General features: G+C 54.9%; 24 protein-coding genes and 1 pseudogene. 6 read left to right on the top strand and 19 right to left on the bottom strand.

Translation table 11 applies throughout. From position 1 onward, the window contains the following. Positions 1-104: 104 nt before the first annotated feature. The 6 genes from QQL78_RS02185 to folE form a co-directional block, all read right to left on the bottom strand. Complete coding sequence (locus QQL78_RS02185) at positions 105-605, bottom strand: DUF2231 domain-containing protein (RefSeq protein ID WP_284370115.1); 501 nt, start codon at positions 603-605, stop codon at positions 105-107. Between the two features lie 11 nt (positions 606-616). Beyond that, positions 617-961, bottom strand: a complete 345-nt coding sequence (locus tag QQL78_RS02190) for a hypothetical protein (RefSeq protein WP_284370117.1) — start codon at positions 959-961, stop codon at positions 617-619. A gap of 83 nt (positions 962-1,044) precedes the next feature. Next, a complete protein-coding gene (locus QQL78_RS02195; RefSeq protein WP_284370119.1) occupies positions 1,045-1,425 on the bottom strand; it encodes a COG4315 family predicted lipoprotein in 381 nt (126 codons plus the stop codon). 109 nt (positions 1,426-1,534) lie between these two features. Then, positions 1,535-1,903: a cupredoxin domain-containing protein gene (locus QQL78_RS02200; protein ID WP_284370121.1), complete on the bottom strand. Its 369-nt coding sequence runs from the start codon at positions 1,901-1,903 to the stop codon at positions 1,535-1,537. Further along, on the bottom strand, positions 1,891-2,418 hold the full coding sequence (locus QQL78_RS02205) for a DUF4142 domain-containing protein (protein WP_284370123.1): 528 nt from the start codon (positions 2,416-2,418) through the stop codon (positions 1,891-1,893). The genes QQL78_RS02200 and QQL78_RS02205 overlap by 13 nt, the downstream gene beginning before the upstream one ends. 19 nt (positions 2,419-2,437) lie before the next feature. Next, entirely contained in the window at positions 2,438-3,028 is a 591-nt protein-coding gene (gene folE, locus QQL78_RS02210; protein WP_284370125.1) for a GTP cyclohydrolase I FolE, read from the bottom strand. 103 nt (positions 3,029-3,131) lie between these two features. Here folE and QQL78_RS02215 point away from each other — a divergent pair, with 103 nt between their 5' ends. Further along, positions 3,132-3,761 (top strand): helix-turn-helix transcriptional regulator, encoded by a 630-nt coding sequence (locus QQL78_RS02215; protein WP_284375404.1) that lies wholly within the window; start codon positions 3,132-3,134, stop codon positions 3,759-3,761. A 237-nt stretch (positions 3,762-3,998) separates the two neighbouring features. On the opposite strand, the pseudogene QQL78_RS02220 reads toward QQL78_RS02215, so the two are convergent. Then, a pseudogene (locus tag QQL78_RS02220) lies at positions 3,999-4,617 on the bottom strand (tyrosine-type recombinase/integrase). A gap of 207 nt (positions 4,618-4,824) precedes the next feature. Between QQL78_RS02220 and QQL78_RS02225 the strand changes: the two are divergent. After that, positions 4,825-5,463, top strand: coding sequence for a LysE family translocator (locus tag QQL78_RS02225; RefSeq protein ID WP_284370127.1), 639 nt, complete (start codon positions 4,825-4,827; stop codon positions 5,461-5,463). Positions 5,464-5,898: 435 nt separating this feature from the next. Beyond that, positions 5,899-6,156: a hypothetical protein gene (locus QQL78_RS02230; RefSeq protein ID WP_284370129.1), complete on the top strand. Its 258-nt coding sequence runs from the start codon at positions 5,899-5,901 to the stop codon at positions 6,154-6,156. A gap of 476 nt (positions 6,157-6,632) precedes the next feature. On the opposite strand, the gene QQL78_RS02235 is transcribed toward QQL78_RS02230, so the two are convergent. Beyond that, a complete protein-coding gene (locus QQL78_RS02235; protein ID WP_284370131.1) occupies positions 6,633-7,967 on the bottom strand; it encodes an aminotransferase-like domain-containing protein in 1,335 nt (444 codons plus the stop codon). 88 nt (positions 7,968-8,055) lie between these two features. On the opposite strand from QQL78_RS02235, the gene QQL78_RS02240 reads away from it, so the two are divergent. Beyond that, positions 8,056-9,222: an MFS transporter gene (locus QQL78_RS02240; RefSeq protein ID WP_284370133.1), complete on the top strand. Its 1,167-nt coding sequence runs from the start codon at positions 8,056-8,058 to the stop codon at positions 9,220-9,222. Between the two features lie 97 nt (positions 9,223-9,319). Here QQL78_RS02240 and QQL78_RS02245 read toward each other — a convergent pair whose 3' ends face one another. The 5 genes from QQL78_RS02245 to QQL78_RS02265 all read right to left on the bottom strand — a co-directional run bounded on the left by QQL78_RS02245 (position 9,320) and on the right by QQL78_RS02265 (position 12,933). Next, positions 9,320-9,994: a helix-turn-helix domain-containing protein gene (locus tag QQL78_RS02245; protein WP_348540756.1), complete on the bottom strand. Its 675-nt coding sequence runs from the start codon at positions 9,992-9,994 to the stop codon at positions 9,320-9,322. Positions 9,995-10,274: 280 nt separating this feature from the next. Then, a complete protein-coding gene (locus QQL78_RS02250) occupies positions 10,275-10,964 on the bottom strand; it encodes a cell division cycle protein 123 family protein (RefSeq protein WP_284370135.1) in 690 nt (229 codons plus the stop codon). 5 nt (positions 10,965-10,969) lie between these two features. Continuing rightward, positions 10,970-11,479, bottom strand: a complete 510-nt coding sequence (locus tag QQL78_RS02255; RefSeq protein ID WP_276151921.1) for an SMI1/KNR4 family protein — start codon at positions 11,477-11,479, stop codon at positions 10,970-10,972. A gap of 23 nt (positions 11,480-11,502) precedes the next feature. Next, positions 11,503-12,447 carry an HNH endonuclease gene (locus tag QQL78_RS02260; protein ID WP_284370141.1) on the bottom strand — a complete coding sequence of 315 codons (945 nt, stop codon included), beginning with the start codon at positions 12,445-12,447 and terminating at the stop codon, positions 11,503-11,505. Positions 12,448-12,471: 24 nt separating this feature from the next. Next, the gene (locus QQL78_RS02265; protein ID WP_284370144.1) at positions 12,472-12,933 is read right to left on the bottom strand and encodes a hypothetical protein; all 462 of its coding nucleotides are present in this window, start codon (positions 12,931-12,933) and stop codon (positions 12,472-12,474) included. Positions 12,934-13,426: 493 nt separating this feature from the next. On the opposite strand from QQL78_RS02265, the gene QQL78_RS02270 reads away from it, so the two are divergent. Continuing rightward, positions 13,427-14,083 (top strand): site-specific integrase, encoded by a 657-nt coding sequence (locus tag QQL78_RS02270; RefSeq protein WP_284370146.1) that lies wholly within the window; start codon positions 13,427-13,429, stop codon positions 14,081-14,083. 51 nt (positions 14,084-14,134) lie between these two features. On the opposite strand, the gene QQL78_RS02275 is transcribed toward QQL78_RS02270, so the two are convergent. From QQL78_RS02275 to QQL78_RS02290, 4 genes are read right to left on the bottom strand one after another with little or no spacing between them, the layout of a single operon-like run. Further along, a complete protein-coding gene (locus QQL78_RS02275) occupies positions 14,135-15,127 on the bottom strand; it encodes a glycosyltransferase (protein ID WP_284370148.1) in 993 nt (330 codons plus the stop codon). Next, complete coding sequence (locus tag QQL78_RS02280) at positions 15,124-16,104, bottom strand: glycosyltransferase family 2 protein (protein ID WP_284370150.1); 981 nt, start codon at positions 16,102-16,104, stop codon at positions 15,124-15,126. Before QQL78_RS02280 ends, QQL78_RS02275 begins: the two co-directional genes overlap by 4 nt. A gap of 21 nt (positions 16,105-16,125) precedes the next feature. Further along, positions 16,126-17,049 carry a glycosyltransferase family 2 protein gene (locus QQL78_RS02285; RefSeq protein WP_284370152.1) on the bottom strand — a complete coding sequence of 308 codons (924 nt, stop codon included), beginning with the start codon at positions 17,047-17,049 and terminating at the stop codon, positions 16,126-16,128. Then, a complete protein-coding gene (locus QQL78_RS02290; protein WP_284370154.1) occupies positions 17,046-18,287 on the bottom strand; it encodes an oligosaccharide flippase family protein in 1,242 nt (413 codons plus the stop codon). Before QQL78_RS02290 ends, QQL78_RS02285 begins: the two co-directional genes overlap by 4 nt. Before the next feature lie 189 nt (positions 18,288-18,476). On the opposite strand from QQL78_RS02290, the gene QQL78_RS02295 reads away from it, so the two are divergent. Then, entirely contained in the window at positions 18,477-19,676 is a 1,200-nt protein-coding gene (locus QQL78_RS02295) for a polysaccharide biosynthesis/export family protein (RefSeq protein WP_284370156.1), read from the top strand. Here the strand turns inward: QQL78_RS02295 and QQL78_RS02300 are convergent. Further along, positions 19,666-22,167 (bottom strand): ATP-binding protein, encoded by a 2,502-nt coding sequence (locus tag QQL78_RS02300; RefSeq protein ID WP_284370158.1) that lies wholly within the window; start codon positions 22,165-22,167, stop codon positions 19,666-19,668. The genes QQL78_RS02295 and QQL78_RS02300 overlap by 11 nt on opposite strands. Positions 22,168-22,202: 35 nt before the next feature. Further along, positions 22,203-22,679, bottom strand: coding sequence for a putative pterin-binding protein (locus QQL78_RS02305; RefSeq protein ID WP_284370160.1), 477 nt, complete (start codon positions 22,677-22,679; stop codon positions 22,203-22,205). Positions 22,680-22,689: the final 10 nt, after the last annotated feature.

Below are 22,689 nucleotides of genomic sequence, written 5' to 3' on the forward strand. Positions count from 1 at the left end.
GTAATCGCAGTGGCTGTCATGATATTTTTCATTGGTGTTACCTTCGCATTGCGTTTGTGGTCAGTAGGGATTCAAAGCAGGATCTGGATGCGGAGGGTGGAACGCTAGCGGAGACCTGCATTCTGGCTGTGTTTGCGTGAAGTTTCAGAAGAACTTGGTCTAGAAGGGTTCGGCGCTGTTCGGTCTGCCGTCAAGGTTACGCCGCGTTTGTGAACCAGTTCACCACTCAACACGCCGCCAGCGGCCAGTAGGATGATTGCGATCAGGTCCAATATGAGCACCCAGATTGGCAACTCAGTTCGAATAGTGCCATCTTGAAATCGCAAGAGGAAACTGGCCAGGAACAGGAGCCAAGCGGAACACATGAGTGCGGCATGCCAGTTCGCTACCTTCACGTGCCGCTCTTCGAGTTTCAGAAGATCAACAAACCCGGGAACCACCGCAATTGCTCCCATGGCCGCCCCCAGCCCCAGGCACCATATCGCGAGGATGGGGTCAGCCATCCAATTCAGCCAGAACAAAAAATCCAATGTTGATCCGGTCAGCCAGAACACAATCGGAAAATGAACCAGCATCGGGTGAATTGGGTGGCCAAGGACTCGCATTGTGTTACTCGTTACAAGAGACCGAGAGTTGACAGCAGCAAGAGCGCAACCCCGCCAACCGCAGCACCGGCGTGAACAACAACTGCCGGTGCTGGAGCCACGATTTTCTGGCGATGGAGATTTGCAAGATAGAAGCCGCCGAGGGCCGCGACGATAAGCAGCGCGAGAGCTACTCGTGGCGGCCAGCTTGCTTCACCATTCAACGCGCCTCCGGCAAGCAGAAGTAGGCCTAGAGCGCCGAGAGCGGCATGAACCAACGAGAGAGCCCAGGGTGCGAGCTTTCCTCGAAGCACAGAGGCGGCCAGAACGAGACCGCCAATAGCGCTCACGAGAAAGGTGGCAAGTGCATACGTCATCTAGATATTCCTGTTGGATGGTTTCGTGAGTGGTGGAATTAGTCCGACAGCAGTCGGGCTCGAAGATTTTGTTCTGCTGCCGACTATGGGCGAGCGAGGTGCCAAACGTCATTTACGCCATCGCCGGTAGTATCACCGGGTTGCTGGTCGTTGACCCACAGGTACAGGGGCTTGCCATCATAAACCCACTGCCTGGTGCCATCATCACGTGTGATTGACGTGAACTTGTCCAGTTCGTCGGAATCTGCCGGTGCGATCAGCGGAGGCCAAGCTTCAGCGCAGCCGTCGTTACAGGCAGATGATGTGGATGTGTCGGGGTCAAATGTGTAAAGGCTCATGTCATTCTTATCGACGAGAATGCAATTGGCTTCAGACACGGGAGCGGTGGCGTGTCCATCTGCCTGAGCTGTACCTGTTGCTATCCCGAAGGCGAGGAAAAGTGCGGTAAGCGAAACGGTTTTCATGTTAAGTCTCCTTGGTTTTTGGCAAAATGAGTCGATCGACGGCCTTTAGGGGCCGCGATTAACCGTGACTTCAGTCCTAGTTTGGTTTGAAAGAGCGTGACGACAGACACTATGCCAGAACGGTCAAAGTCCCCTTCATGTGAGGGTGATAAGCGCAGATGTAGTTATAGGTGGCTGCCTCTTTGAACTCTATCTGTGCCCATTCGGACTTTTCCAGATTGCCGGTATCCCAAACCACGTTGTCTTCGGTCGCGGTGTGAGGCGCGTTGTCTTCGTTTACCCATTCCACGATATCACCCACTTTGATTTCAAGATGTTCGGGAACGAACCTGAATCGCTTGATCGTCACGGTATGGGCTTGTGAACGTTGATTTAGAGATCGAGTGTAGGCGCTCGCACCTGTCGCAAGGACTCCAAGCTTTGCGCCAAGCAACGCGCCGAACACGCGCCGATTGATGGTATCAGTCAGCTTTCGCATTGCAGCGTCTCCACCATCATCTCGGCATGTTTTTCATGCTGCCGGAAGGTGGCTAGGGCATCCTTCAGCAATTCACCGAGCGGTTCGACAGTAACCGCCGGGATAAAGCTGTCCTTGACCGTGGTATTCACCAATTGATGGTAGGCCAGCTCATTGGTTGCATAGGCGCAGTCGAAATCATGTCCGGACAAACCGGCCAACTCTTCCCGTTTGGCGGCCGCACCTTCAAGAAGTGCCTTTGAAAGATCGTTGTCCTGAGGGGCAACATCCAGGTCGGCAAGCAGATTCAGCGCGGCTTCGTTGACTGCAGTATGATCCCGCAACATGGTCGTGGCGAATTCAAGCACCGTCGGGTTTTCCGTCCACGCCGCCGCGAGATGAGCATAGCGGATGTCGATCACACCCGCGACATATGCTGAATGGGCTATTTCAAGGTCATTCATGCCGTCCTGGGCCGCAGCATTTGTGGCGATGGTGCCGGCGGCGAGGCAGCAAATCAGGTTAAAAGGTTTCATATCGGTCTCTCCTTGTTGGTCAGTGCTTGAGAAGTTCGAAGAAGCGGTTTCGTGTATCGGGATCGTCACGAAACGCGCCCGTCATCTCGGTAGTGATGGTCTCAGTACCGTGGACATGAACGCCACGCGTTGACATGCAGTGATGCTCCGCCTTGATCAGAACGGCCACGCCTTCCGGGTTCAGTACATCCTGCAGGGTTGATGCAATCTGGGCCGTCATGCGTTCCTGAACTTGCAAACGACGCGCAAAAGTTCTGACGAGGCGGGCAAGTTTGGACAGTCCGACCACCCGGTCAGAAGGCAGGTAAGCCACATGTGCAGTGCCGATGATGGGTGCCAGGTGATGTTCGCAAAAACTTGTGAACGGAATGTCTTTGACCAGGACGACGTCCTGATACCCATCCACATCATCGAAAGTCCGGGTCAAATATTCTTCCGGGGATTCAAGATACCCGGAGAACCATTCGCGATAGGCATCGACCACCCTCTGCGGCGTATCCTGTAGCCCCGGACGGGTGTGATCGTCACCGGCCCAGTCCAGCAGTGTTTTGACGGCGTGCATCGCCTCTTCTCTGCTTGGGGGCAGCGCGATGTTTGTCGGCTTGTTCATTCTTACCTCACGAATCATACACTTTGTTAATTATAAACATTACAAAGTTGCGTCAACTAGAAGTTCGTCCTATGTCCAATTGGAAGAACACAGGTAGGTGAAAATGCTTGGATCAAGTCAGACAGAAATTCTGAAAACGTTGCTTTATGCTCCGGAGGGAGTGAACATTGATGGAATGTCTCAGAGGTTGGGCATTTCGCGCAACGCCACATACCAGCATGTCAAAACGCTTGAGCGCGATGGTCTGATCGCGAGGCATGATGTTGAGAAAACAAAAGGCAGGCCCGGCCAGACGTATCGCCTGACCCGCGAAGGACAGGCGACCTTTACCCAATCATACTCGCTCATTGCAACGTTGCTGATAGGTGCCGTGAAGCAGGACCTCGGAGAAGGAAAGCTGACGGCACTGCTGGAGAATCTGGGCCACTCTCTGGCCGAAGGTGTGAAAGAGGATCTCGCGTCGATGCCCATCGCAGACAGGGTTTCCAGGATATCTGAAATTATGAAGTCTCTGGGGTATGAAACAGTCCTGGAAACTGATCAGGAAACGCCAGAAACTCCGCCACAGATCGTTGCGCACCATTGCATCTTTCATGATGTAGCTGAAGAGCATCCGGAGGTTTGCTCAATGGATCTCGCGCTCCTTGGTTCCCTGTCCGGATGCAGTGTTGATCATAGCGAGTGCATCGTTCGTGGCGGCGGAAAATGCAGATTTAAGTTTCAAACGAAATAAACGGTTAGCGAAAGAAAATGTCGGCGGTTCGCCGTTGGCCGAAAACGCTCGTTTCATCTTTGGCTCAGCTCCCGGGCGAAACTCGCCTTCATTTCGTTTCATTTCTAACCTGTCAAAGTGCAGGCATTCGTGCAAAGCGCAGCATTTGGTGAACTGGGCTCAGTACCAACCAACGCCGCACGATGGACGGACACCCGCTTTGAAATGGAGAACGGCAGGACCGCTCGCCAAAATAGCTCAGATATCGATGCGCTCAGCGATGCTCAAGGCATCTTCGAGTTCGACGCCGAGGTAACGCACGGTGCTGTCGACCTTGGTGTGACCAAGCAATAGCTGAACGGCGCGGAGATTGCCGGTCTTTCGATAAATTTCCGCTGCTTTGGTCCGGCGTAACAAATGACTGCCATAACCACTTGGTTCAAGGACAAGCGCGGACAAGCCGACCATACTGGCGGGTGGAGATGTGCGTTCGGTCGTGGAACCGGCTCACGAACATGAAACGGCAAGCAAACATCTCGGATGATTTAACCCAAGCCAGCACAGTTTCACGCGTGTTTTCCGTCGGTTCAAACTAAACTGGCCGCTTGGTCTTGCTCTGGACAACCGAAACACGTTCGCGCACACGATCATCCTTTACCAGGTCAGACACAGCCAATCTGACGAGATCACAGCCGCGGAGCTTGCTGTCGATGGCAACGTTGAACAACGCCAGATCGCGCAGGTAACCCGCTAGTTCGAGCCTTGCACGGATCGCCCACACCTGCTTAGGCAGCAAAGGCCGGTTTTGACCGATTATCCGCCCCTTGTTCCAACCTCTGCGCTTCGGGGTTGTTGCGGGAAGTTGGCCTCTTGGCATGATTTGCCCTCCATGCCTCCCTCCAAACCCAGTCACCAGCATCATGTTGGCAATAAGATTGTATCGTCCTTGGCAAGGGCCTCTTTGGGAAGTCGACCAAGTGCGCCTGTGCTGCATGTGCACTCGGCAGCACCGAGCCCAATTAACGTATTGCACGGCCGCAGAAATTCGGTGATGCTTAACGGCAAAATTTTAGGAGGTTAACTCATGGCGTTGTCCGAAATCATCGCATTTGCATTTGTCGCAAGCCTGCTTGTGATGTCGCCCGGACCGAACGGGGTTTTGATCGCTAAGACCGTGCCGACATCTGGGCGAGCGGCAGGGTTTGCCAATGTTGCAGGGTTCGTCACTGGCTTTTACCTTCACGGCGCGATGGCGATACTTGGCCTCTCGATCATACTAGTCCAGTCGGCAACCGCGTTTGCCATCGTGAAATACCTTGGCGCGACCTATCTTTGTTGGATCGGTGTCAAAGCCCTTGTATCCGCTTGGCAAGGCTTTGAAACTACTGGCGAAGAGACGCCTGGCGACAGAAGGCGGACATGGTCGAAGGCATACGTTGAGGGTTTACTGACCAATGCGCTCAATCCGAAGGTGTCGATGTTTTATCTGGCTGCATTTCCGCAATTCATCACCCTAGGTGAGACGACCGCGACCGCCTCATTCATGTTGGTCTTCATCCATTCGATGATTAATGCGATTTGGTTCGGGGCGATGGTTCTTCTGATGTCTCGACTAACTTCGATCGCCAGAAGCGGTAGTTTTCAGCGGTGGCTAAAAGGCGTTACTGGCGTTGTTTTTATTGGGTTCGGTGCGAAGCTGGCAACCTACAAGCCTAACATCTGATATGTTCAAACAGACGGGCGACTCGATCCTTGGGCCTACCGTTTCCGCTGCGGGAGGCATGAATGACTGGTTGTCCCACCGCATGGCCGCAAAGAGATTTATGCAGACGCAGCAATTTTCTCTCTGCGTGCGCACGCCGCACAAAGTCACGACGACCGCGTTGGGCTCTTCGCGGCCATCGGATGCGGCGCAGCATTGAATCACATGTCGGCGAAGCCAGTGACGGGCCGGCCCTTAGCGGACTCTCGACACCTGCTCGGATGCTGCGGTCGTAGCCCGCTTTGCGGTAATTCGCTGCAAGCGCAAAATTTGGGATTGGGTGAACTCACAGATCGCGGACGGAGATGCCGTTGATCTTTGACAGTTGCTGTTTGGGTAACCTGTATTTTTTTAGCGTTCTACGATTGAACGGGGTCCCTTGAAACAAGGATGACTTTGCCCGATGTAATGCGCATGATATTTCGTTGCATCACTTCATGTTGGATTGGCCTTGCCCCCAGTTTTGCCTTAGCAGAAATCCCGATGCCTATTCGAAGTAATTCGGCATTTCTGGAAGCAGAGAGCATTGTCTTGTGTTCTGATTTTGAAGAGATCAACGCATCACGTGTTACCCAGTTTCTCGAAAATTTAGATCGGGGCTTTGCAATACCGGAAATTTTGGATGGTCCTGAAACCCTGACGATGGACACCTGACTACCGAGTCAAGAATTGCTCAAGCGCAACCATTTCCTCATAATTCAATTGAAGGGAGCAAGTCATTCGCTGAAACGGCTTCTCTTCATCATCTGTCTCCTTCTTGGAGAAAAGGCTAACTCAAAACACCGGACTTTTCAGGGAAGCAGGTCATGGCTAACGAGGGTACTGAAGTTATTTGACGCATGCGGCGGTTCGCTTCAATCTGCGTCTATTACCAGGTCGAGAATTCCGCGACGAAGGTTATCTCGCGCGTCACATACGGTGCCAAGCGTGCTCAAAATTTTTGCTCATCTCCGCTATAAAACGCGTCTTTTATAAGTTGAAACTGCGCGTGTATGTCGCCTGCAAAGGCATATTCTTTTCAAAATCTGTGATCGAAATTTCCTTCCGTTGATCTGCAGCCGACACACGAAAAGATATTCGACCTTGGTTTTGTCGCTCGCAAAAGGGACCGATATTGTCCATTGCGATACCTACGCCCCTGAAACCTCTTTGACAGCATCACGGACTTTCTGGAGCACCCCGTCAAGTTCGTCAATTGGAACACCGCCAAATGCGAGCCGCAATGCCTGCGGTACAGCAAGCGTTGTTGCAAAGGGCTCTGCCCCAGAGGCTGAAACACCAAGCTCCTTGAGGCGCGTGACCACTGGTTCGGCACGAATCCCTTTTTCCAATGGCAACCAGGCGAAACCAGCGTTGCGATGCCCGAGAACCTCCGACCCATCCAGAACAGCCCTGCAAATTTGCTGACGCTTCGCCCCACCCTGCTTTCGCGCCTCTTCGAATCTGGCGAGTGTACCGTCCTCCACCCAACCTGCGACCAAACCGGAAATTATGGCCGGGACATTCCAAGTCGTCGCTCGGATCGCTTCAAGCAATCGGTCGATATGTGTTGCCGGGGAAACCACATAGCCCAATCGTAACCCCGTCGCGATGCTTTTTGAGAAACCGCCCACATAGATCGTTCGCTCAGGCGCGAGTGAAAACAGGCTTGGTGGCGGGTTCGGCTCCAGAAAAGCATATGCCGCATCCTCGATGATCAGAAGGTCATGCTTTTGTGCGGTCACGATGATACGCAGGCGCGTCATTTCATCTATAACTGACCCCAAGGGATTATGGGCTGTCGGCATCAAATAGACCGCACGTATCTTTTTATTGCGACATTGCCGGTCCAGTTCGTCAGGGTCCATTATGCCGGCTTGCCCTTCTACCGGAACAAGTTCGAGGCCCTGTAGGGCAGCGATGGATTTGAAGCCCGGATAGGTCAACGTATCCGTTGCAACCGCTTCCCCGCGCCGCAACAGCCCCAGTACAATGGTTGCCAGCCCATGCTGACCGCCGGATGTCATCAGAAGGCGTTCCGGATCAATTGGACCAAGAATTGAAGTAAGACTTCGGGCGATGATCCGGCGTTCATGCGCTCGCCCACCGTGGGGTTGATAGCGCAGCATGGCCTCCAGATCTCCCGCCACTGCGAGTTGCCGCAATCCTGCACGCAGCATTTCCGCGTCACCCGCACCGCCAGGCATGTTGAAGATAAGATCGACAAGGCCGTCGGCAGCAGTTTGCTGAACGCCAAGCGTTGGAGGCAATCCGAGGTCGCGCACGAACGTACCACGACCGGCCTCACCGATAATCAAACCTCTCTTTTCAAGCTCTCTGTAGGCGCTTGTCGCGGTTGCAAGAGCCACACCAGCCTGTTCTGCAAAGTTCCGATGCGTTGGCAACTTCGTGCCCGGAGCCAGTTTACCATTCTGAATCGCGGTAGAAAGCATGTCGGCCAAACGCACGTATTTGGGTTTCTTCATAATCTCACTGTATCTAGTACAATAGAATAATTGTCATACTTCTTTCATCATGGCATTTCGATCTCAAGTCAATCTTCGAGGTCCACCCATGCCCAAAGTGATCCCGGTTTCAATTCTCGCCCTTGGTCTGTTCACGGTGACATTTGCCGTGAATCTGCAGGCCCCTCTCTATGAAGCCTACGCGGCGGAAAGTAATGTGGGTGCGACGGCCGTAACGGTCGCATTTGCAGCCTATGTCGGGGGGCTCATGCCAACGCTCTTGCTGCTCGGTGGCCTATCAGACCGGATTGGGCGGCGGATACCGATTGCACTGGCGCTGATCCTTGGGGCCCTTGCGACAGCGCTTCTCGTGCAAATCCCAAGCTGGATCAGTCTGGTTATCGCACGGTTCATGCTCGGGATCGGCACGGGCCTCGCAACAACAGCCGGAAGCGCCTATATGACTGAAATCCTGGGCGCAGATCGCGCTAGGAACGCGGCTCTTATTGTAACTTCGGCGACATCTCTAGGGTTTGGCGGCGGCGCACTGGCAACTGGTATCAGTCTCGGCCTGCAAGGCCACACGCTCTTACCAGCCAGCTACATTGCCCTATTCGTAGCTGTGCCAGTTCTGGCAATGATTGCCCTGACATTGCCGCGCATTGACAAGCCAAGGCCAGTATCGCTTTTGCGCTTCCCGGTGTTCTCTGCGGGAACGTGGGTCTTCGGAGCGGCGATGGCACTGGCGTGGTCTACAACCGGCATGACCATCGCTGTCGTTCCATTAGAGCTGGCCGAAAACAATCTCGGAGGGTGGACCGGTCTCGTCATTTTTCTGGCCATCTTTGTGGGGTTCCTGTGCCAGCCGATTGCACGACGTATAACCAATGCGCGTGCCCTCGCTCTAGGTTTCATTCTGATCCCGCTTGGTTTTCTGGTTCTTCTGGCCGGTGTTTGGCTGAAGGTACTGGCATTTGTTCTTATTGGCAGCTGCATCACCAGTGCAGCGAGCTACGGTTTCACCTATCTCGCCTCATTGGCTGAGGTTTCCTTGCGTGCGCCAGATGACCGGGCGCGCGCAACAGCTGGGTTATTTGTCTACGCCTACTTCGGCTTCTCTCTTCCCGTAATCGCCAGCGGCGCCCTTGCAGATATGCTCGGCCTTCTATCTGCGATGGTGGTATTTGCGATCGCCCAGATCACTGTGACAGGGATCATCGTCCTGGTATGGAACCAGCGTCCAGACCCGTCAGGAACTGCAATAAACGCCGGGTGAGATCACGGTAACGGACCTAAAATACTGGCATTGCCATGGACCCACAGCACTTTACCAGAAGAGATCACAACTTCGGGCGATCTTGCTCCGGAAACTCTCAGGGGTCATCCAAGGTCACAAGACCATAGCGGTCTCCATCATGCTCTGCCTTCGGCAAGAAGCTGATCAAACCCACGTCCCAGAGCGCTCCTTTGTCCCGCATATGCTGCTGACGAAAGCTGCAAAAATGGGTGGGATAATCAAGGGCTTCCAGCTCCTGACACAAAGCTGCGATGCTACTTGCATAATCTAAGCGTTGGCTCGCCGTGCTAATCTCCCATATCCCATCGAGATCGTCCATCCACTCGGATATCGAAGCCGCCAAAGCTAGCGCGTCGTCCGCCTCAATCGCTTCGGTGTTGATCAGGATTGCATGCCACGCCTTGTTGCGAGAATAGAAGTCGTTCGCCTTTCTAATAGGTGACGTTGGCACGAGGGCCGTCTGCCTCAATGCACGTTTCATCTCCTCTTGTTGCCGTTTTTCCTGATCTGGCGTCGGCTTATCGAATACTGCCACGTCAAAGCCAATCGCGCGTGCGATACTGCGCAGAGTCTGAACGTCCGGCGAATGCCGCTCACTCTCTACCTTCTGAATTGTACGGACAGTTAATCCGGCCGCATCCGCCAAGTTCTCCTGCGTCAGCCTTTGGAGCGTGCGCCTCGCCGCTATGAAGTCAGCCGGGTAATCGGGAATTCCACCGCTTGTAGTTGCACCGGTTTCGATGCTTGGAATAGCCTTGTTCTATTCGGATCTAGCAGCCCAGCGCGGTAAATTGGATCGTGCGTGGCTGGGGGCGAAATCGTGTCATAATGCATCCCGACCGTTCGCTGCGCGTTGTTTGAACGCGAAAGACGCGGAACCTTACCGACTTTCGCTGCGGCTGTGCCAATGACTGCTGAACAATACATTAGATTTAAAAACGATCATATTTGCGGCTGTCGCCAAGGATATCCCAGACCGGATCATTGCAGCTTGACACAATGATACTGGTTTCCATGAGGCGTATTAGCGTTCAAAGAAATCTCATCCGTTCATCGAAATCACCAGGTTTAGTCCACGAAAACAGCCCCGATCCCGTGCGACGTACAAACGGGTTCAATTCTAGCAAGAGCGCTGTTTTCTGTTCTGGATCGATGCTGAGATCGACAACAGTGTTGTCTACATGAAGGGCGGGCAACAGGTGCTGTAAGAGCACCTGAATGGTATTCTCGATCTGAGCCGCATAGTGGTGAATTTGCAAATAGCGTTGGTCGCAATGATACTGGCTTACACCAATGACAGAGCGGTTTTTGATGAAAACGCGAAACTCGCTCCAACGCGGAATGTTGAGGTGCGGGCGTAGGTACAACAGGCGTTTTTTCTTGGCTGATACCATGGCCCTCGCAACGGTTTGCACCCGCGCATTTCGCTGTGCCAGCGTCAGTGCGGCTTGTGTCCCGGTGTAGATAGGCAAAAGCCGCCCAGGTCCCAACTTGAAGCTGCACAGACCCAGTCGCAGAAACGCGCCCGTGCTCTGGAAATCTGCCAAGGCCTCGTCTAATTTGTCCTGGCTGTCAGGGGTGATGGCTTTGGCCTCACCGGTCAAGCAGGCAAAGTCATCTTCCTCAAGTTCGACTTGGGCCATCGGCCCCATCAGGGCACGTACGGCGTCGGGATATGCGGCAATATCCGCCGCCCAGACGACCGGGCCAAAACCAGTCATTGCGTTCATAGCGCCTCTTTGGGCGCAAGGTTGTTCATGAAGTCGGCGAAGCTGTCGGCAACCCATCCTAACCCACGCGTGTTGTCGCCCGTCATCCACGGGTCTTTAGCCGGGGTCCAGACGTAAACCTTGCCATAGTCGGGATCACCTTTGGAGACGTTGATAAGGACGTCCGAGGGGCCTGGTTCAGCGTAGCCGATAAACGCCAAGAAGCGTGGTAGCAAGTCTTCGGCCTCGTCGTCATAATAGTTGCGCCGTGTCGAAAGCCGTAGATTTCTTAAACTGCCAAGCCATTCGATTTCGAAAATAATGACACCGTCGTGGAATTGCCCGAGAAAACACGACCCACGATCCCGCAACGCGGCTCCTTCGGAACGACGCATGAAGGCGATGTAGTCATCCGGCAAAAAGATATCACCTACCGGATCTTTGATGGTGAACGAACCATCCGTATTCAGATCAAGTTCGGCAGGATCGTTCAACTGCCAGTTTTCGCGCCATACCAGTTCAGACATGTGTTCCCTCGTCTCGAATATCTCTAGAATTCAGGTGATTGGTTAATCGAAGCGTCGCCGCTATGCGACAGCGCCCCGTGAATGTCTGCATCCACGTACTGCATCGTCGCCCCGTCGCCGGAATGGTGCCAATGCCCACCGCTCGGGTCGCGATGGGTGTCACCGTACTGATCCCGCCAAGTCCCCCAAGACGCATTGCGATCCGCACCACGCTCTCCTGTAAGACTTTGTTCGATTTCCACCGACCAGGCATTTCCATCCGGTCCAGCAGATCCTCTCGGCGGAAAACCGGACAAGTCAGGCTGGCCGTTTGAATAAGGAATGCCGCTCGCCCCATGTTCGTCGAGCGCATCCGCCAGATCACCTCCGGTTCTGTCGTTTGGGTTGGGGATGAACGTGCCTTCGCCCGGCGGTGCAGGCGATCCGTCCGGATTTCGAAACGACCCCGTGCTTTCGGCGGGCAAATTTCGTCCATGCTGAGAGTACATATCTCGCAACTCTGCGTCGCGCGCCGCACGGCACACCTCATCTTGGCAGCCTTCGTATTTGCGCATGATGTTGTCGCGTCGTTGCTGCATCCTTCGGCGCAAGACACCAGACGCGGCCTTTCGTCGAGCGATCTCTGAAACGCGCTGAAACTGCCGGCGTCCGGCACTCAGGAGTTCTTCGGCCTGCTGCACGCGACGGGCGACTCGACCGCCTCGGAACCAGCCTTTGAATACGTCGCCAAGCACCGGAACAAAGCCGATACCGTCCACAATCGCTGCGCCGTAATTGCCGCCAGCCACGTTGCGCGCCAAAGAGATACCGTCAGCGACCTGCCCCCCAACCGGACTGAGCGAAGCAACCAGCAGGCCCGCCTCAACACCTGCATCGACCCATTCCGCCTGCGCTGCATCCAACCGTGTCTGCGCCGCACGCACATCGGGCGTGTCAGGTGCTTGGGTGTTGTTAAGGATATCAGTCATCTCCGCGCCCCGCGCCACGAAGGGTTAGTCGTTGTCATGGAACTGGCTCCAAGGATCGGTCTCATCTTCATCGATAGGCGCGTCCAGCTCCTCCTTGGTCATATCAGAATACGCCTTTAAACCCAGTACGTTACCGGACACCAATCTGGGGTGCCAATAGCGGTCGTCGCAATTGACTTCGGCCCGGTGCCATGCCGCATCATCGGCGTCCCACAGCGCGTTTACACGAGTTTCAGCAGGGGTTTCACGATCTTCAAAGATCGCCTTGAATGGCTCAATCTCAAAGAGGTTGGGGCCCAACAGCCAAAAAAGGCTCATGACTTGGCCTTGATCTGAAGTCACCTCAAAACCGAAATGCTTGAGATAGGCGCGAGCTGATTTTGTATTGCGAAGACACTCTACGCGCATCAGTTCCCGGCGTGGGATCGGATGCATTTCTGGCATAATTTCATCAACAAACCATTCCGCAAAGGCGACATCCGACATCGGCGGGCCTTGCATCTGTCGTCGCGATAATCTGAAAGACATGCGCCACCTGTCCATATTTCGAAATTGTGTACATGTTAAATCATACGATAAGCGCTAGAGTATTGCACCACTCACCGAAAGCTAGAAAGAATATTCTTGTGTATATTATGCTACTCTTTGCGCCTGCTGATTGGTTTTTCCAGAGTATCTATTCCTTCAGACCAAAGCCCGTCATTCACCAAGTCTGGAAAATACACCGCAAGGGCTTTTTTGGCACTTAAGGCGCGACGCCCGGAACCATGTAACATCCTTGGCCACAAACGCTTGGTGACGCTCCTATAAGACTTGACAGATTTCTCTCACCAACTCTTAAACACCGGACGTCCTTGCTCAACGCAGCATCCGGTACTTTTGGGCTCGAGGACTAAGCCGCTCGCGCGGCAATGTCGCTTGTTGCGGTCGTTCTACTTCCTGATTTGACGTTGTTTTCGTGTTTCTGGGATCTTGGCTGATGATTGAGACCTTCACAATCGTCAAACAGGAGGTTCCCATGACACAGGAGAAAGTAAGCCCGCTTCGTGAGCGGATGATGGAAGATATGCGCATTCGCGGGATGCAGGAGACGTCGCAAAAGGCCCATATCCGGGCCCCAAAGGATTTCACGACGTTCCTTGGTCGTTCACCTGATACCGCAGAGCCGGATGATTTGCGCGCCTATCAGTTGCACATGGCGGATACGAACGTCACGCCATCAACATTCAATGCGCGCATCGTTGCGCTCAGGTTCTTTTTCTCGATGACCTGCGATCGTGATGAGATGAAGAAGTACATGCAATTTCGCACTAAAACGCCCAATGCGCAGATTGTCATTGAAGTACTGGACATCGGGACCGTTTCGCGCGGCGCCCATCGGTATCGAGTTGCTTCGCTCGCTGAAGTCTCGTCGCGTGCGCCGGATGATCGCGCCCGTGCAACGGCAGGTCTGCTCGTCTATGCCTACTTAGGATTTTCGATGCCAGTTATCGCCAGCGGCGTTTTGGCGGACAGGCTTGGCCTTCTGAGCGCAATGATCGTTTTCGCAGTCGCGCAGAGCATTGCCACGGCACTTATCGTTGTGATTTGGAGAAAGATAGAGTCTTCTTCAAGGCTCGTTCCAAAAGCGAGCTAAAGGACGCATTGTCTTACACCGCTCTTGGGTTCAAAACTCTGACGACGGACACTAAACGCCAACCTCACGCAACATAAACTGCCAGCAATCGCGAAACCGGTTCTCCAATTGCCGCGTGGTCCGCACGATGGATGCCTCCATTACCTTGCTATACCCATTGGCTTCTCTTGCGATCAGGGCGCTCAATTCCTTGATGTTTGCCGTTTCCATCATCACTCCGCCATGCCGTGCATGATCGCTGAGGCCGTCAATATTGTGACACAGCAACCTGCGGCCAGCGGCAAGGGCCTCAACTGCAACCAGACCGTAGGCCTCCCAGCGTGAGGGCATCAGCACCACATCGACATCAGCCAATGCTGTTACGGGATTAGACTGAAAGCCCCGAAAAACGATGCGCGTATCGTTTCCAGCCAGTGCTTTCAGTGCGTGTTCTTTTGCACCTTCACCAATGATTTGCAGCTGGATGTCTGGATCAGGGCACTGGCGAAATGCCCTAATTAATGTATCGAACCCTTTTTGATCATCCAGCCGTCCGATGGCACCAAAAACACGGGTGGGGCCGGTTGGCGCGGGCAAGGCACGAAATGCGCTTAGATCAACACAGGACTGGATCGTGGACAGCTTATCAGTATGTACCAAACGACTGGATACCATCCAGTTCGCCTGCCCATCGCTGACACACACGATGCGGTCAAAAAACGAAAAAGCCAGCTTGAGCAATGCCTTGAAACGGCGAATGCTGGGGACGTTATGTGTCACAAAGCCTTCAGTATAGCTGTGCTCCACATGTACCAAGGGCGTGCGGGGATAGGTGGCGCGCAGGGCGACAAGCGACGGCAGGCCGCGCCACGACAAGGCAAGATGCGAAACGATAACATCCGCATGGCCAAGATTGCCGATGATCTTGCCGCGTTTCACAGTTTTCACCTCGTGATCCGCTGTCTGCGCCAAATCGCGGTCAGAGCGCAGAAAATCAAGAACCCGCATCACGCCACCAGCAGTCGTGTCGTCAATCAGGTGCAAAACTTTGGGCAGCTGTTTCATGCCTTTGCTCCTGTGCGTGCCATCATGACATCCAGCGCCAGCGGGCCGGCCAAACGCAAAACCATCGCGGCAGCGATTGTGGTGAGCGATTTGCGGGGCTCTTCCCACAGGGGCTTCCAGGACTGGGCCAAAGACTGCGTCAACAAATCAACGGCACGGCCCGTGTCTTTGTCACTGATCGCGCGGCGGGCAAGATAACGCAGTTGATACGCCCGTGCGGTCTTGGCGGTCTTGGCAAAGAACTCAGGCGCAATCAGAGAGAGCTTGGCGACCATCCGCTCCCATGCGGCAAGTTGCAAATCCGTGGCCGCAGACAGGCCTCCCGCATTGACACGGTACTGCGTCAGGTCGCCCTCGATACCTTCGAACTGCCACTCTGTGGTCAATGCAATACGCAACCAGCACTCAATGTCTTCGGATTGGCGAAAAGTCTCGTCAAAGTACCAGTCGCGTGTCTTCTCGAATGCAGGGCGGTGAGCGATGGCGGCAAAGACGGCTTTGCGGATGACAGGGGCGGACCCGTTGCCGATTGGGTTGCGTTTGAAGATATGCTCAGGCGTGATGTTTTTGAGGCGGGGGGTTTGCGCCATGCCAAGCGGGGCACCGTCGTCATCGATCAACGCTGATCCGGAATAGCTGATGCCAACATGGGGGGCGGAATGCAGGTGTGCTACATGGCATCCCAGCTTTTCAGGCACCCACAGATCGTCGGCATCGCAAAAACCGATGTACAGTCCACGTGCTGCAGCAATGCCGGTGTTACGTGCGCCTGCCAAACCGCGATTGCGCTGGCTGATGACTTTGAAGTTGGGGATGCCAGCGTATTCCTCCAACAAGGCAGCCGTTGTATCGGTAGAGCCATCGTCAACCACGATGATTTCGTAGTCGGTAAACGTCTGGGCCAGCAGGGCATTCAGTGTTGCAGGCAGAGTTTTGGCTACATTGAAGGCAGGGACGATGATGGAAACGAGGGGCATGAGAGCCTCCTTTATGATGGATTAACGGGAGAAGAGGTGTTGGGAGAGGCGCGCGGGAAGAACTGGGGCCAAAAGCGCACCGGCAAGCGTGGCCAAACCGCGCCGTGGCGCATCAAAGAAACCGGCGGGACTGTGCAGAACGCCTTTAAGGGCAAAGCTCAAAGGCAACACGCGCCCCTGACCCAACCGCAAAGCGCGGCGGCTGAGATATCGCAAGAAAATCGCATCCGATTGTTTGCTGGGCGTATGTCCATATTTCGCGGCAGTTTGGATCGCACAGTTTCGGCCCTTTTGCATGGCACGAAGATCTGCGGACAGGCCGTAGTGGGATGTGCGGTACCATGTCTGACATGTATCAATGCCGACCACATGCGCACCGGTGCCCACCAGACGGATCAGCCATTCAAGGTCTTCGTTGTGCACCATGGTTTCGTTAAATCCGCCGGTGCGCATAAATGCGGTGCGGCGCACGGCGATATTGGACATGGTGCAAACCGGATTCTCACCCAGCAGCATAGGAATGCTCAGCGGAGCGGGCGGGACGGTTGAAAATGTCGTGGCCAAAGTGGGATCGTCTTGAAAGAACGCAATCTTGCCAAATGCGGCGTCAACCTTTGGATCAGCAAAGCAGGCGGCAAGCTCGCTCAGCTTGTCAGGGCCCCAGATGTCATCAGCATCACAAAACGCGATGATGCCGCCACTGGAAAAGAGCAACGCGCCACAGTCACGCGCGCAGCTCGGACCTTTGCCGATATTGTGATGCACGTGAATGCGGGGGTCTTGGGCGCTTGCGGCATGCAGCATGTCCAGTGTGGCGTCGGTTGATCCGTCATCCACACAGATGACTTCCCAATCATCACAGGTCTGGGCCTGTATGCTGCTTAGCGTCGCCTGGAGGGTTTCGACAGCGTTGAAGCACGGAATGATGATTGAGAAGTCGGTCATGGCTGCACCTGTTGGTAGGAGGGAAAGAGATCAGTGTGGAGGGTCGCAAAAGCACCGAGGATCATAAGCCCACCCGTGACAGCAAGGTAACCAACAGCCATCGCGAACAGCCCGAGGGGGGCAAGCAGAACGGTGCTGGCAAGGACAGCAAGTGCAATGGCGGCGGTCATCCAGAGTTCGACCTGCGGTTTGCCCTGCACCCGCAGCCAGCCTGCGGCGGTGGCCCAAAGGGTGGTGGGGATCGCAACGAGGCAAAGGGTGGAGACAAGCGGTGCCACAGCCTCCCAGCCATCACCCAGCAGCACAGGCACATAGAGGGGCGCAAGTAGGGATTGCAGGATCACAACAGGCGCGATCAGGGCGAGCCCGACAATCACGCTTTGGCGCATGGCCGCAGCAGGATCGGCGGATCGGCTGAGGTGTGGGAATAAGACGGTGGAAAAGGCGGCGGCAAATGCGTTGGAGAGACTAAGGCCCGCATTGAATGCCATAAAGTAGAGACCAAGTGCTTGCGGCCCCATCGTCATGCCGACCACAATCTTGTCCCCTTGCAAGCGCAGAACTTTGACCACCTCGATGCCCAGAACGGCCCAGCCATAGTCGATGAATGGACGCAGCGGGGCAGGGGCGGTGCCTGCCTTGGGCGACCACGGGTGCAAGGCCCGCACAGCAAACAACCAGATCGGTGCAGACAAAACACGCGGCAGGATCAGGGCAATGGCGGAAGGGTATACCAGTACCAACAAGATCGAGAGCAGATTTGCGCCGACCACTTGCGCACCGCCAATGGCTGCCGTCTGGCGCAGCTTGCCTGCTCGCATGGCCAACGCGACCTGCACCAAACCCGCTGGCATGAAGAGATATTCCAGGCCCATCAGCAGGATCAACCCGGCAAGCAGCGCGCTGCCGCCTGACAGGAACAACACACCTGCGATCAATGCCTGAAGCATGAAAAGACCTGAGCACCAGACCCAAAAAATGCGATGTGCTGCAGTACATGTGGCCTCTAGTGCGTCGTCGTCGGCTGCTATGATACGTTGGCCCACACCGTTTTCTGTGAGCGCCTTCAGAAGGTCGCCTGCTGCCATCGCGGATGCCGCAATGCCGATCTGTGTCAGATCTAGCGTGCGAGCCACGGCAACCACCACCAAGAGGCGCGATGCCTTGGCCGCCACTTCTGACGCACCATAAGCGATCAGGTTGGTTGCAAGTGATTTGGTTGTATCCGAGATTGGCATCTGCTGGGCTTTCGTTAATTTCAACCAACCCTACCGCAGTACAATCTCTGCCGTCTCGGACGTGACTGGACAGGTCACATGCGCAAATGGAACACACCCTATCCATCAGGATAGTGTTCTGACCGTATGCACCGTGGCACGTTGCACTTCATGCGGGTAAGGTACGCACAACCCGTTCCTGGAGGCGTTATGTCCGGTAAACCGACACTAAGTGGCACGTTCGCAGCCTTGTTAATGACAAGCGCCTGCGCCGGCTTTGATTCGCCCGACAATCTTGAGCCTGTGGCGCAAGGAGACGGATATCAGGCGCAATACCGCCAACCTGATGTGACCCGCGCAGAAGCCGACTTGCTGCGATCTGAAACCATGAATGCGCAAAAATGTCTGCCTCTTGGCGGCACAGCAGGCAAAGGGGCTAGCATTGCTGCCAGTGTTTTGCGCGGCGAGCGGTTGTCGCGCAACGATCTTCTGGATGTGCGTATCGTTGATGATGACACCTTCAACGGCAGTTATGTTGTCTCGCGGGACGGGATGCTGAAACTGCCATTTCTCCCACCGATCCGCGCTCAAGGGCGCAGTACCGATCAGGTTGAGGCGGACATCGCAAGCGCGCTGCTCGCCAACGATTTTTACCAAGACCCGCCCAGAATATCTGTACGCGCTGCTGATTTCGCTTCTGTCTCTGTTGGTGTGTCCGGCGCGGTGTTTGAACCCCACGCGGTCGAAATTGGCGGCGTCCGCGGCGATACGGTGGACAGCCTGCGTCAGGTGGCTTCTGGTGCTTCTACCGAAGGCCGCAACCTTTCGGCAGCTTTGCGTGCGGCAGGTGGTGTGCGTCCTGACGCCGATATCTCAGCAGTTGAAGTTCGCCGTGGCGGCAAGATCTACCGCCTAGACATGCGCGGAGTATTTGAGGGAAAAAATACCTTTGATATCATGCTGCTAACGGGCGATGAAGTTCGTGTGCCAAGCCGTCAGTGCTTTCAGGATGATCTGATGCGGCCCAGTCCGATCAGCCCTCCGGGTATCAGCCTGTTCCTGTCCAACCTCACACAACCAGCCCAAAATAACGCCGCCTCCGCCGTTGGCCAGACCGTCCGTCAGGTGCCGTATGGATCGCGCTATATGCAAGCGGTGATTGACGCCAACTGCGTGGGCGGATCACGCTCAACCAGCGCGGACCGTTCGGCGGTGCTGTTTTCACGCAACCCGATGACGGGCGTTTCCGTCGTCATCGAACGCGAGATCGAAGACCTGCTGCGCCGTGCAGACCGCGATGATTTTGACCCCTATCTGCTGCCAGGCGATGCGATGGCCTGTTATGATAGCACCGTTACAAACATTGCTGAAATTGGCCGCGTTTTGGGGGTGGTCTCCCTTATTCCTTAGGGGGCACTTCCGCCAATGCCTTTTTGCTGCGCTTCCAGATGTCGGGCAGTGTGGCAATTGCGGCCATCACTGCGGCATCCTCCCCGGCTTTCGCGGAACGTTCGATCAACACCAGCGTGTCACGGAAGGCGGTCGCCCCGAACAAGGCGGCGTTGCCTGCGATCTTATGCGCTTCATCTGCAATGTCGTTACGATCCAAACGCGCATCGCCTTGGAGCCATTCAATAAACGTTTCGGCTTCCGCACTATAACGGGCCAGCAACTTCGGATAATTTTCTGCGCCGATGACTTCGTAAGTTTCCGCATTATGCGCATGGTCGATCAAGACAGATGTTTCTGTTGGAGCCGTGGCCTCCTGATGCCCAAGCACTGTTCGAAGGTCCGATTTTCTCAACGGTTTGGTCAAAACGCCGTTCATCCCTTGGGCCAGAAAATCTTCCCGCTCTGACGGCATCACATTTGCGGTCAGCGCCACGATACGTGCATTGCGGGACGCGCCGCTGCCTTGTCTGATGTGACGCGTGGCACTGCGCCCATCCAGCACCGGCATGCTGATATCCATCAAGATCAGATCAAACCTTTCAGCAGCAGCCATATCGACACCTTGCTGACCATCATGGGCTTCCTTCACCTCATGCCCGTCGGCTTGCAGCATCTCGCGCACGACAAACCTGTTGATTTCGTTATCCTCGACAACCAGCACGCGCAGGGGGGCGATCACGGCGCGTCTTTCTACCAGATTGTCCAGTTTTGGTGTCGCTTCGGCAGCTTTTGCGGGCACGACGACGCGAAAGGTACTGCCCAGGCCAAGCTCGCTTGCAACCAAAATCTCACCGCCCAGAACATCAACAAACCGCCTGGCAATGCTTAGCCCTAGCCCGGTACCGCCGACCTCGCGGTCGTAGGCGGCGTTGCCGGTCACGAAGTCATCGAAAATGCGGTCCTGTAAATCTTCGGGTATACCCGCGCCCGTATCTTCAATTTCGAACGTCATTTCATCGCTATGCCAACTAACTGTCACAGAGACACGGCCGCGTTTGGTAAATTTCACCGCATTGCCGATGAGGTTCATCAGGACATGCTGTAAACGGTCACTGTCCGATGTGATCCAATGTTGTGCGGGGCCGTCCCAGCCCCAATCGAGTGTGGTTTCCTGAGTAGAGGCCATGCCACTTTGGCTGTCGATGATGTCTTGCAACAGGTCGGACACGTTCATCGGTTCAAGGTTCACACTGACCTTGCCGGAATCGTAGCGTGTAATATCCAGCACGTCAGAGACATGGCTTAGCAACAGGCGGCCAGAGGTTTCCATATTGCGCATGTAGGTGTCTTGCTTGCCGGTCAGCGTGGTGTCGCGCAACAGGCTGAGGTTGCCCAGCAATCCATTCAAAGGGGTGCGGATTTCATGGCTCATTGTGGCCAGAAACTCTGAACGGCTCTTCTCTCCGGCGATGGCTTTGTCGCGGGCATCAACAAGTTCGGCCTCGCCTGCCTTTTGCTCGGTGATGTCGCGCAGGAAGGCAATGTAGATTTCACCATCTTCAGTGACTGCCGATTGAATGGCCAGTTCTACCGGAAAGATCGACCCGTCTGCGCGTTTGGCCTCCAGCTGAACACGGCCTTTGCCGACCACACGTTTCTCACCACCTTGGCGCATCCGTTCCATGCCCTTATCGTGGCCGGCACGCAGATGGTCGGGCACGATGATCTTTCCCAATTCATGCCCGATGACGTCTGCCGCACGATGACCAAAAATATCTTCTGCGGCTGGGCTAAATTCAACAATCCTGCCACGATCATCGCTGACGATCACACCATCCAATGAGGTATTGATGACGGTGTTCATCCGTGTCCCAGTTTGACGTTGTGCGCGTTCTTGCAGACGAATTCGTTTATTGAGACGTACCAGATACAAAACAGACAGACCCAGGGCACCAATCAGTACTGCCAAAGCCAATGCAAGCTCAGTCATCGTCAGGGCAACATCGGCGCGTTGTCTGTCCGCATTTTGTGCAAAAATCTTGAGGCCGGACAGGGACAGCTTGCGCACATCCGGGCGGATGTCCTGCACAAGGCCTGCCACCCTTGGCAGACTCCTGGTTAGCTCCACATCGGTGGAATCTATATAGCGAACCGTTGTTTCCAACCAATCCTGTATATTCTGCAAAGTGGCGCGGAAATCGTCATCCGCACGCAATTCCTCAAAGACCTGTGCCTGCGAGACCGTGTTGATCCTGCTATAGAAAATATCGAACCGCCGCCGGATGCCGGTCAGGTCGGCACCAACCCTGATCCGGCTTGAAAACTCCTGAAATTCGACCTCGGTCTGAGACAGCGACCATTGCACATTGTCAGAGCTGGCCGAGCTAAGCTCTTCGATTTTTCGGGTCACGTTCCATGCGAGAAACGCAATTGCTGTCACAATCACAAGACCGGCCAAGATAACGAGGATCTGGCCGGCTTTCTTATGCATATAGCGGAGTTTTGTCACGTCAGCTCCTGCTTTGTGGATGGTTCCCTGACGGGTTACTGAACCACTTCTATTCTATCCAGCTGCCAAATGCTGCGCGAATAAATGACTTCCGTGCGATAGTCCGCATTTGCGTCGTAAGGGTAGATCACCCAAAGTGGGCCTTTGTCACGCACGGACATTTCTTCTCCGTTCATCGTGATGGCCAGGATTGGGCCGTTTTCCACTGCATCCGATACCGGGATTTCAACAGTATAATCGTTGATCGCCGTAGCCAGCAATCTGCCGTCTTCCGCGCCGATCTCTTGCGCCAAACGCGCGAGTGATACGCCTTCAAAGACCTGAGTGCCTTCGGTCCAGATGGTTGTCGTCTCAACTGTCTCGGTGCCAAGCGCCTCAAGGGCAGGGCGGTCAAAGGTTTGTGTCTGGCCGTTATATGTCAGCGTCAGAACTGTGTCGGTTGCTTGGGCGGATGTGCCAAGGCCAAGAACCAAGCCCAATGCGACGATGAATGTCTGGATGCGGGTAAACATGAGGATACTC

It is taken from the genome of Sulfitobacter pacificus (assembly GCF_030159975.1).
GTDB classification, from domain to species: domain Bacteria; phylum Pseudomonadota; class Alphaproteobacteria; order Rhodobacterales; family Rhodobacteraceae; genus Sulfitobacter; species Sulfitobacter pacificus.

Coding starts and splice junctions, on each gene's coding strand:
- QQL78_RS02185 (WP_284370115.1), bottom strand. CDS start 605: ATGCGAGTCCTTGGCCACCCAATTCACCCGATGCTGGTTCATTTTCCG.
- QQL78_RS02190 (WP_284370117.1), bottom strand. CDS start 961: ATGACGTATGCACTTGCCACCTTTCTCGTGAGCGCTATTGGCGGTCTC.
- QQL78_RS02195 (WP_284370119.1), bottom strand. CDS start 1,425: ATGAAAACCGTTTCGCTTACCGCACTTTTCCTCGCCTTCGGGATAGCA.
- QQL78_RS02200 (WP_284370121.1), bottom strand. CDS start 1,903: ATGCGAAAGCTGACTGATACCATCAATCGGCGCGTGTTCGGCGCGTTG.
- QQL78_RS02205 (WP_284370123.1), bottom strand. CDS start 2,418: ATGAAACCTTTTAACCTGATTTGCTGCCTCGCCGCCGGCACCATCGCC.
- folE (WP_284370125.1), bottom strand. CDS start 3,028: ATGAACAAGCCGACAAACATCGCGCTGCCCCCAAGCAGAGAAGAGGCG.
- QQL78_RS02215 (WP_284375404.1), top strand. CDS start 3,132: ATGCTTGGATCAAGTCAGACAGAAATTCTGAAAACGTTGCTTTATGCT.
- QQL78_RS02225 (WP_284370127.1), top strand. CDS start 4,825: ATGGCGTTGTCCGAAATCATCGCATTTGCATTTGTCGCAAGCCTGCTT.
- QQL78_RS02235 (WP_284370131.1), bottom strand. CDS start 7,967: ATGAAGAAACCCAAATACGTGCGTTTGGCCGACATGCTTTCTACCGCG.
- QQL78_RS02240 (WP_284370133.1), top strand. CDS start 8,056: ATGCCCAAAGTGATCCCGGTTTCAATTCTCGCCCTTGGTCTGTTCACG.
- QQL78_RS02250 (WP_284370135.1), bottom strand. CDS start 10,964: ATGACTGGTTTTGGCCCGGTCGTCTGGGCGGCGGATATTGCCGCATAT.
- QQL78_RS02255 (WP_276151921.1), bottom strand. CDS start 11,479: ATGTCTGAACTGGTATGGCGCGAAAACTGGCAGTTGAACGATCCTGCC.
- QQL78_RS02260 (WP_284370141.1), bottom strand. CDS start 12,447: ATGACTGATATCCTTAACAACACCCAAGCACCTGACACGCCCGATGTG.
- QQL78_RS02265 (WP_284370144.1), bottom strand. CDS start 12,933: ATGTCGGATGTCGCCTTTGCGGAATGGTTTGTTGATGAAATTATGCCA.
- QQL78_RS02270 (WP_284370146.1), top strand. CDS start 13,427: ATGATTGAGACCTTCACAATCGTCAAACAGGAGGTTCCCATGACACAG.
- QQL78_RS02275 (WP_284370148.1), bottom strand. CDS start 15,127: ATGAAACAGCTGCCCAAAGTTTTGCACCTGATTGACGACACGACTGCT.
- QQL78_RS02280 (WP_284370150.1), bottom strand. CDS start 16,104: ATGCCCCTCGTTTCCATCATCGTCCCTGCCTTCAATGTAGCCAAAACT.
- QQL78_RS02285 (WP_284370152.1), bottom strand. CDS start 17,049: ATGACCGACTTCTCAATCATCATTCCGTGCTTCAACGCTGTCGAAACC.
- QQL78_RS02290 (WP_284370154.1), bottom strand. CDS start 18,287: ATGCCAATCTCGGATACAACCAAATCACTTGCAACCAACCTGATCGCT.
- QQL78_RS02295 (WP_284370156.1), top strand. CDS start 18,477: ATGTCCGGTAAACCGACACTAAGTGGCACGTTCGCAGCCTTGTTAATG.
- QQL78_RS02305 (WP_284370160.1), bottom strand. CDS start 22,679: ATGTTTACCCGCATCCAGACATTCATCGTCGCATTGGGCTTGGTTCTT.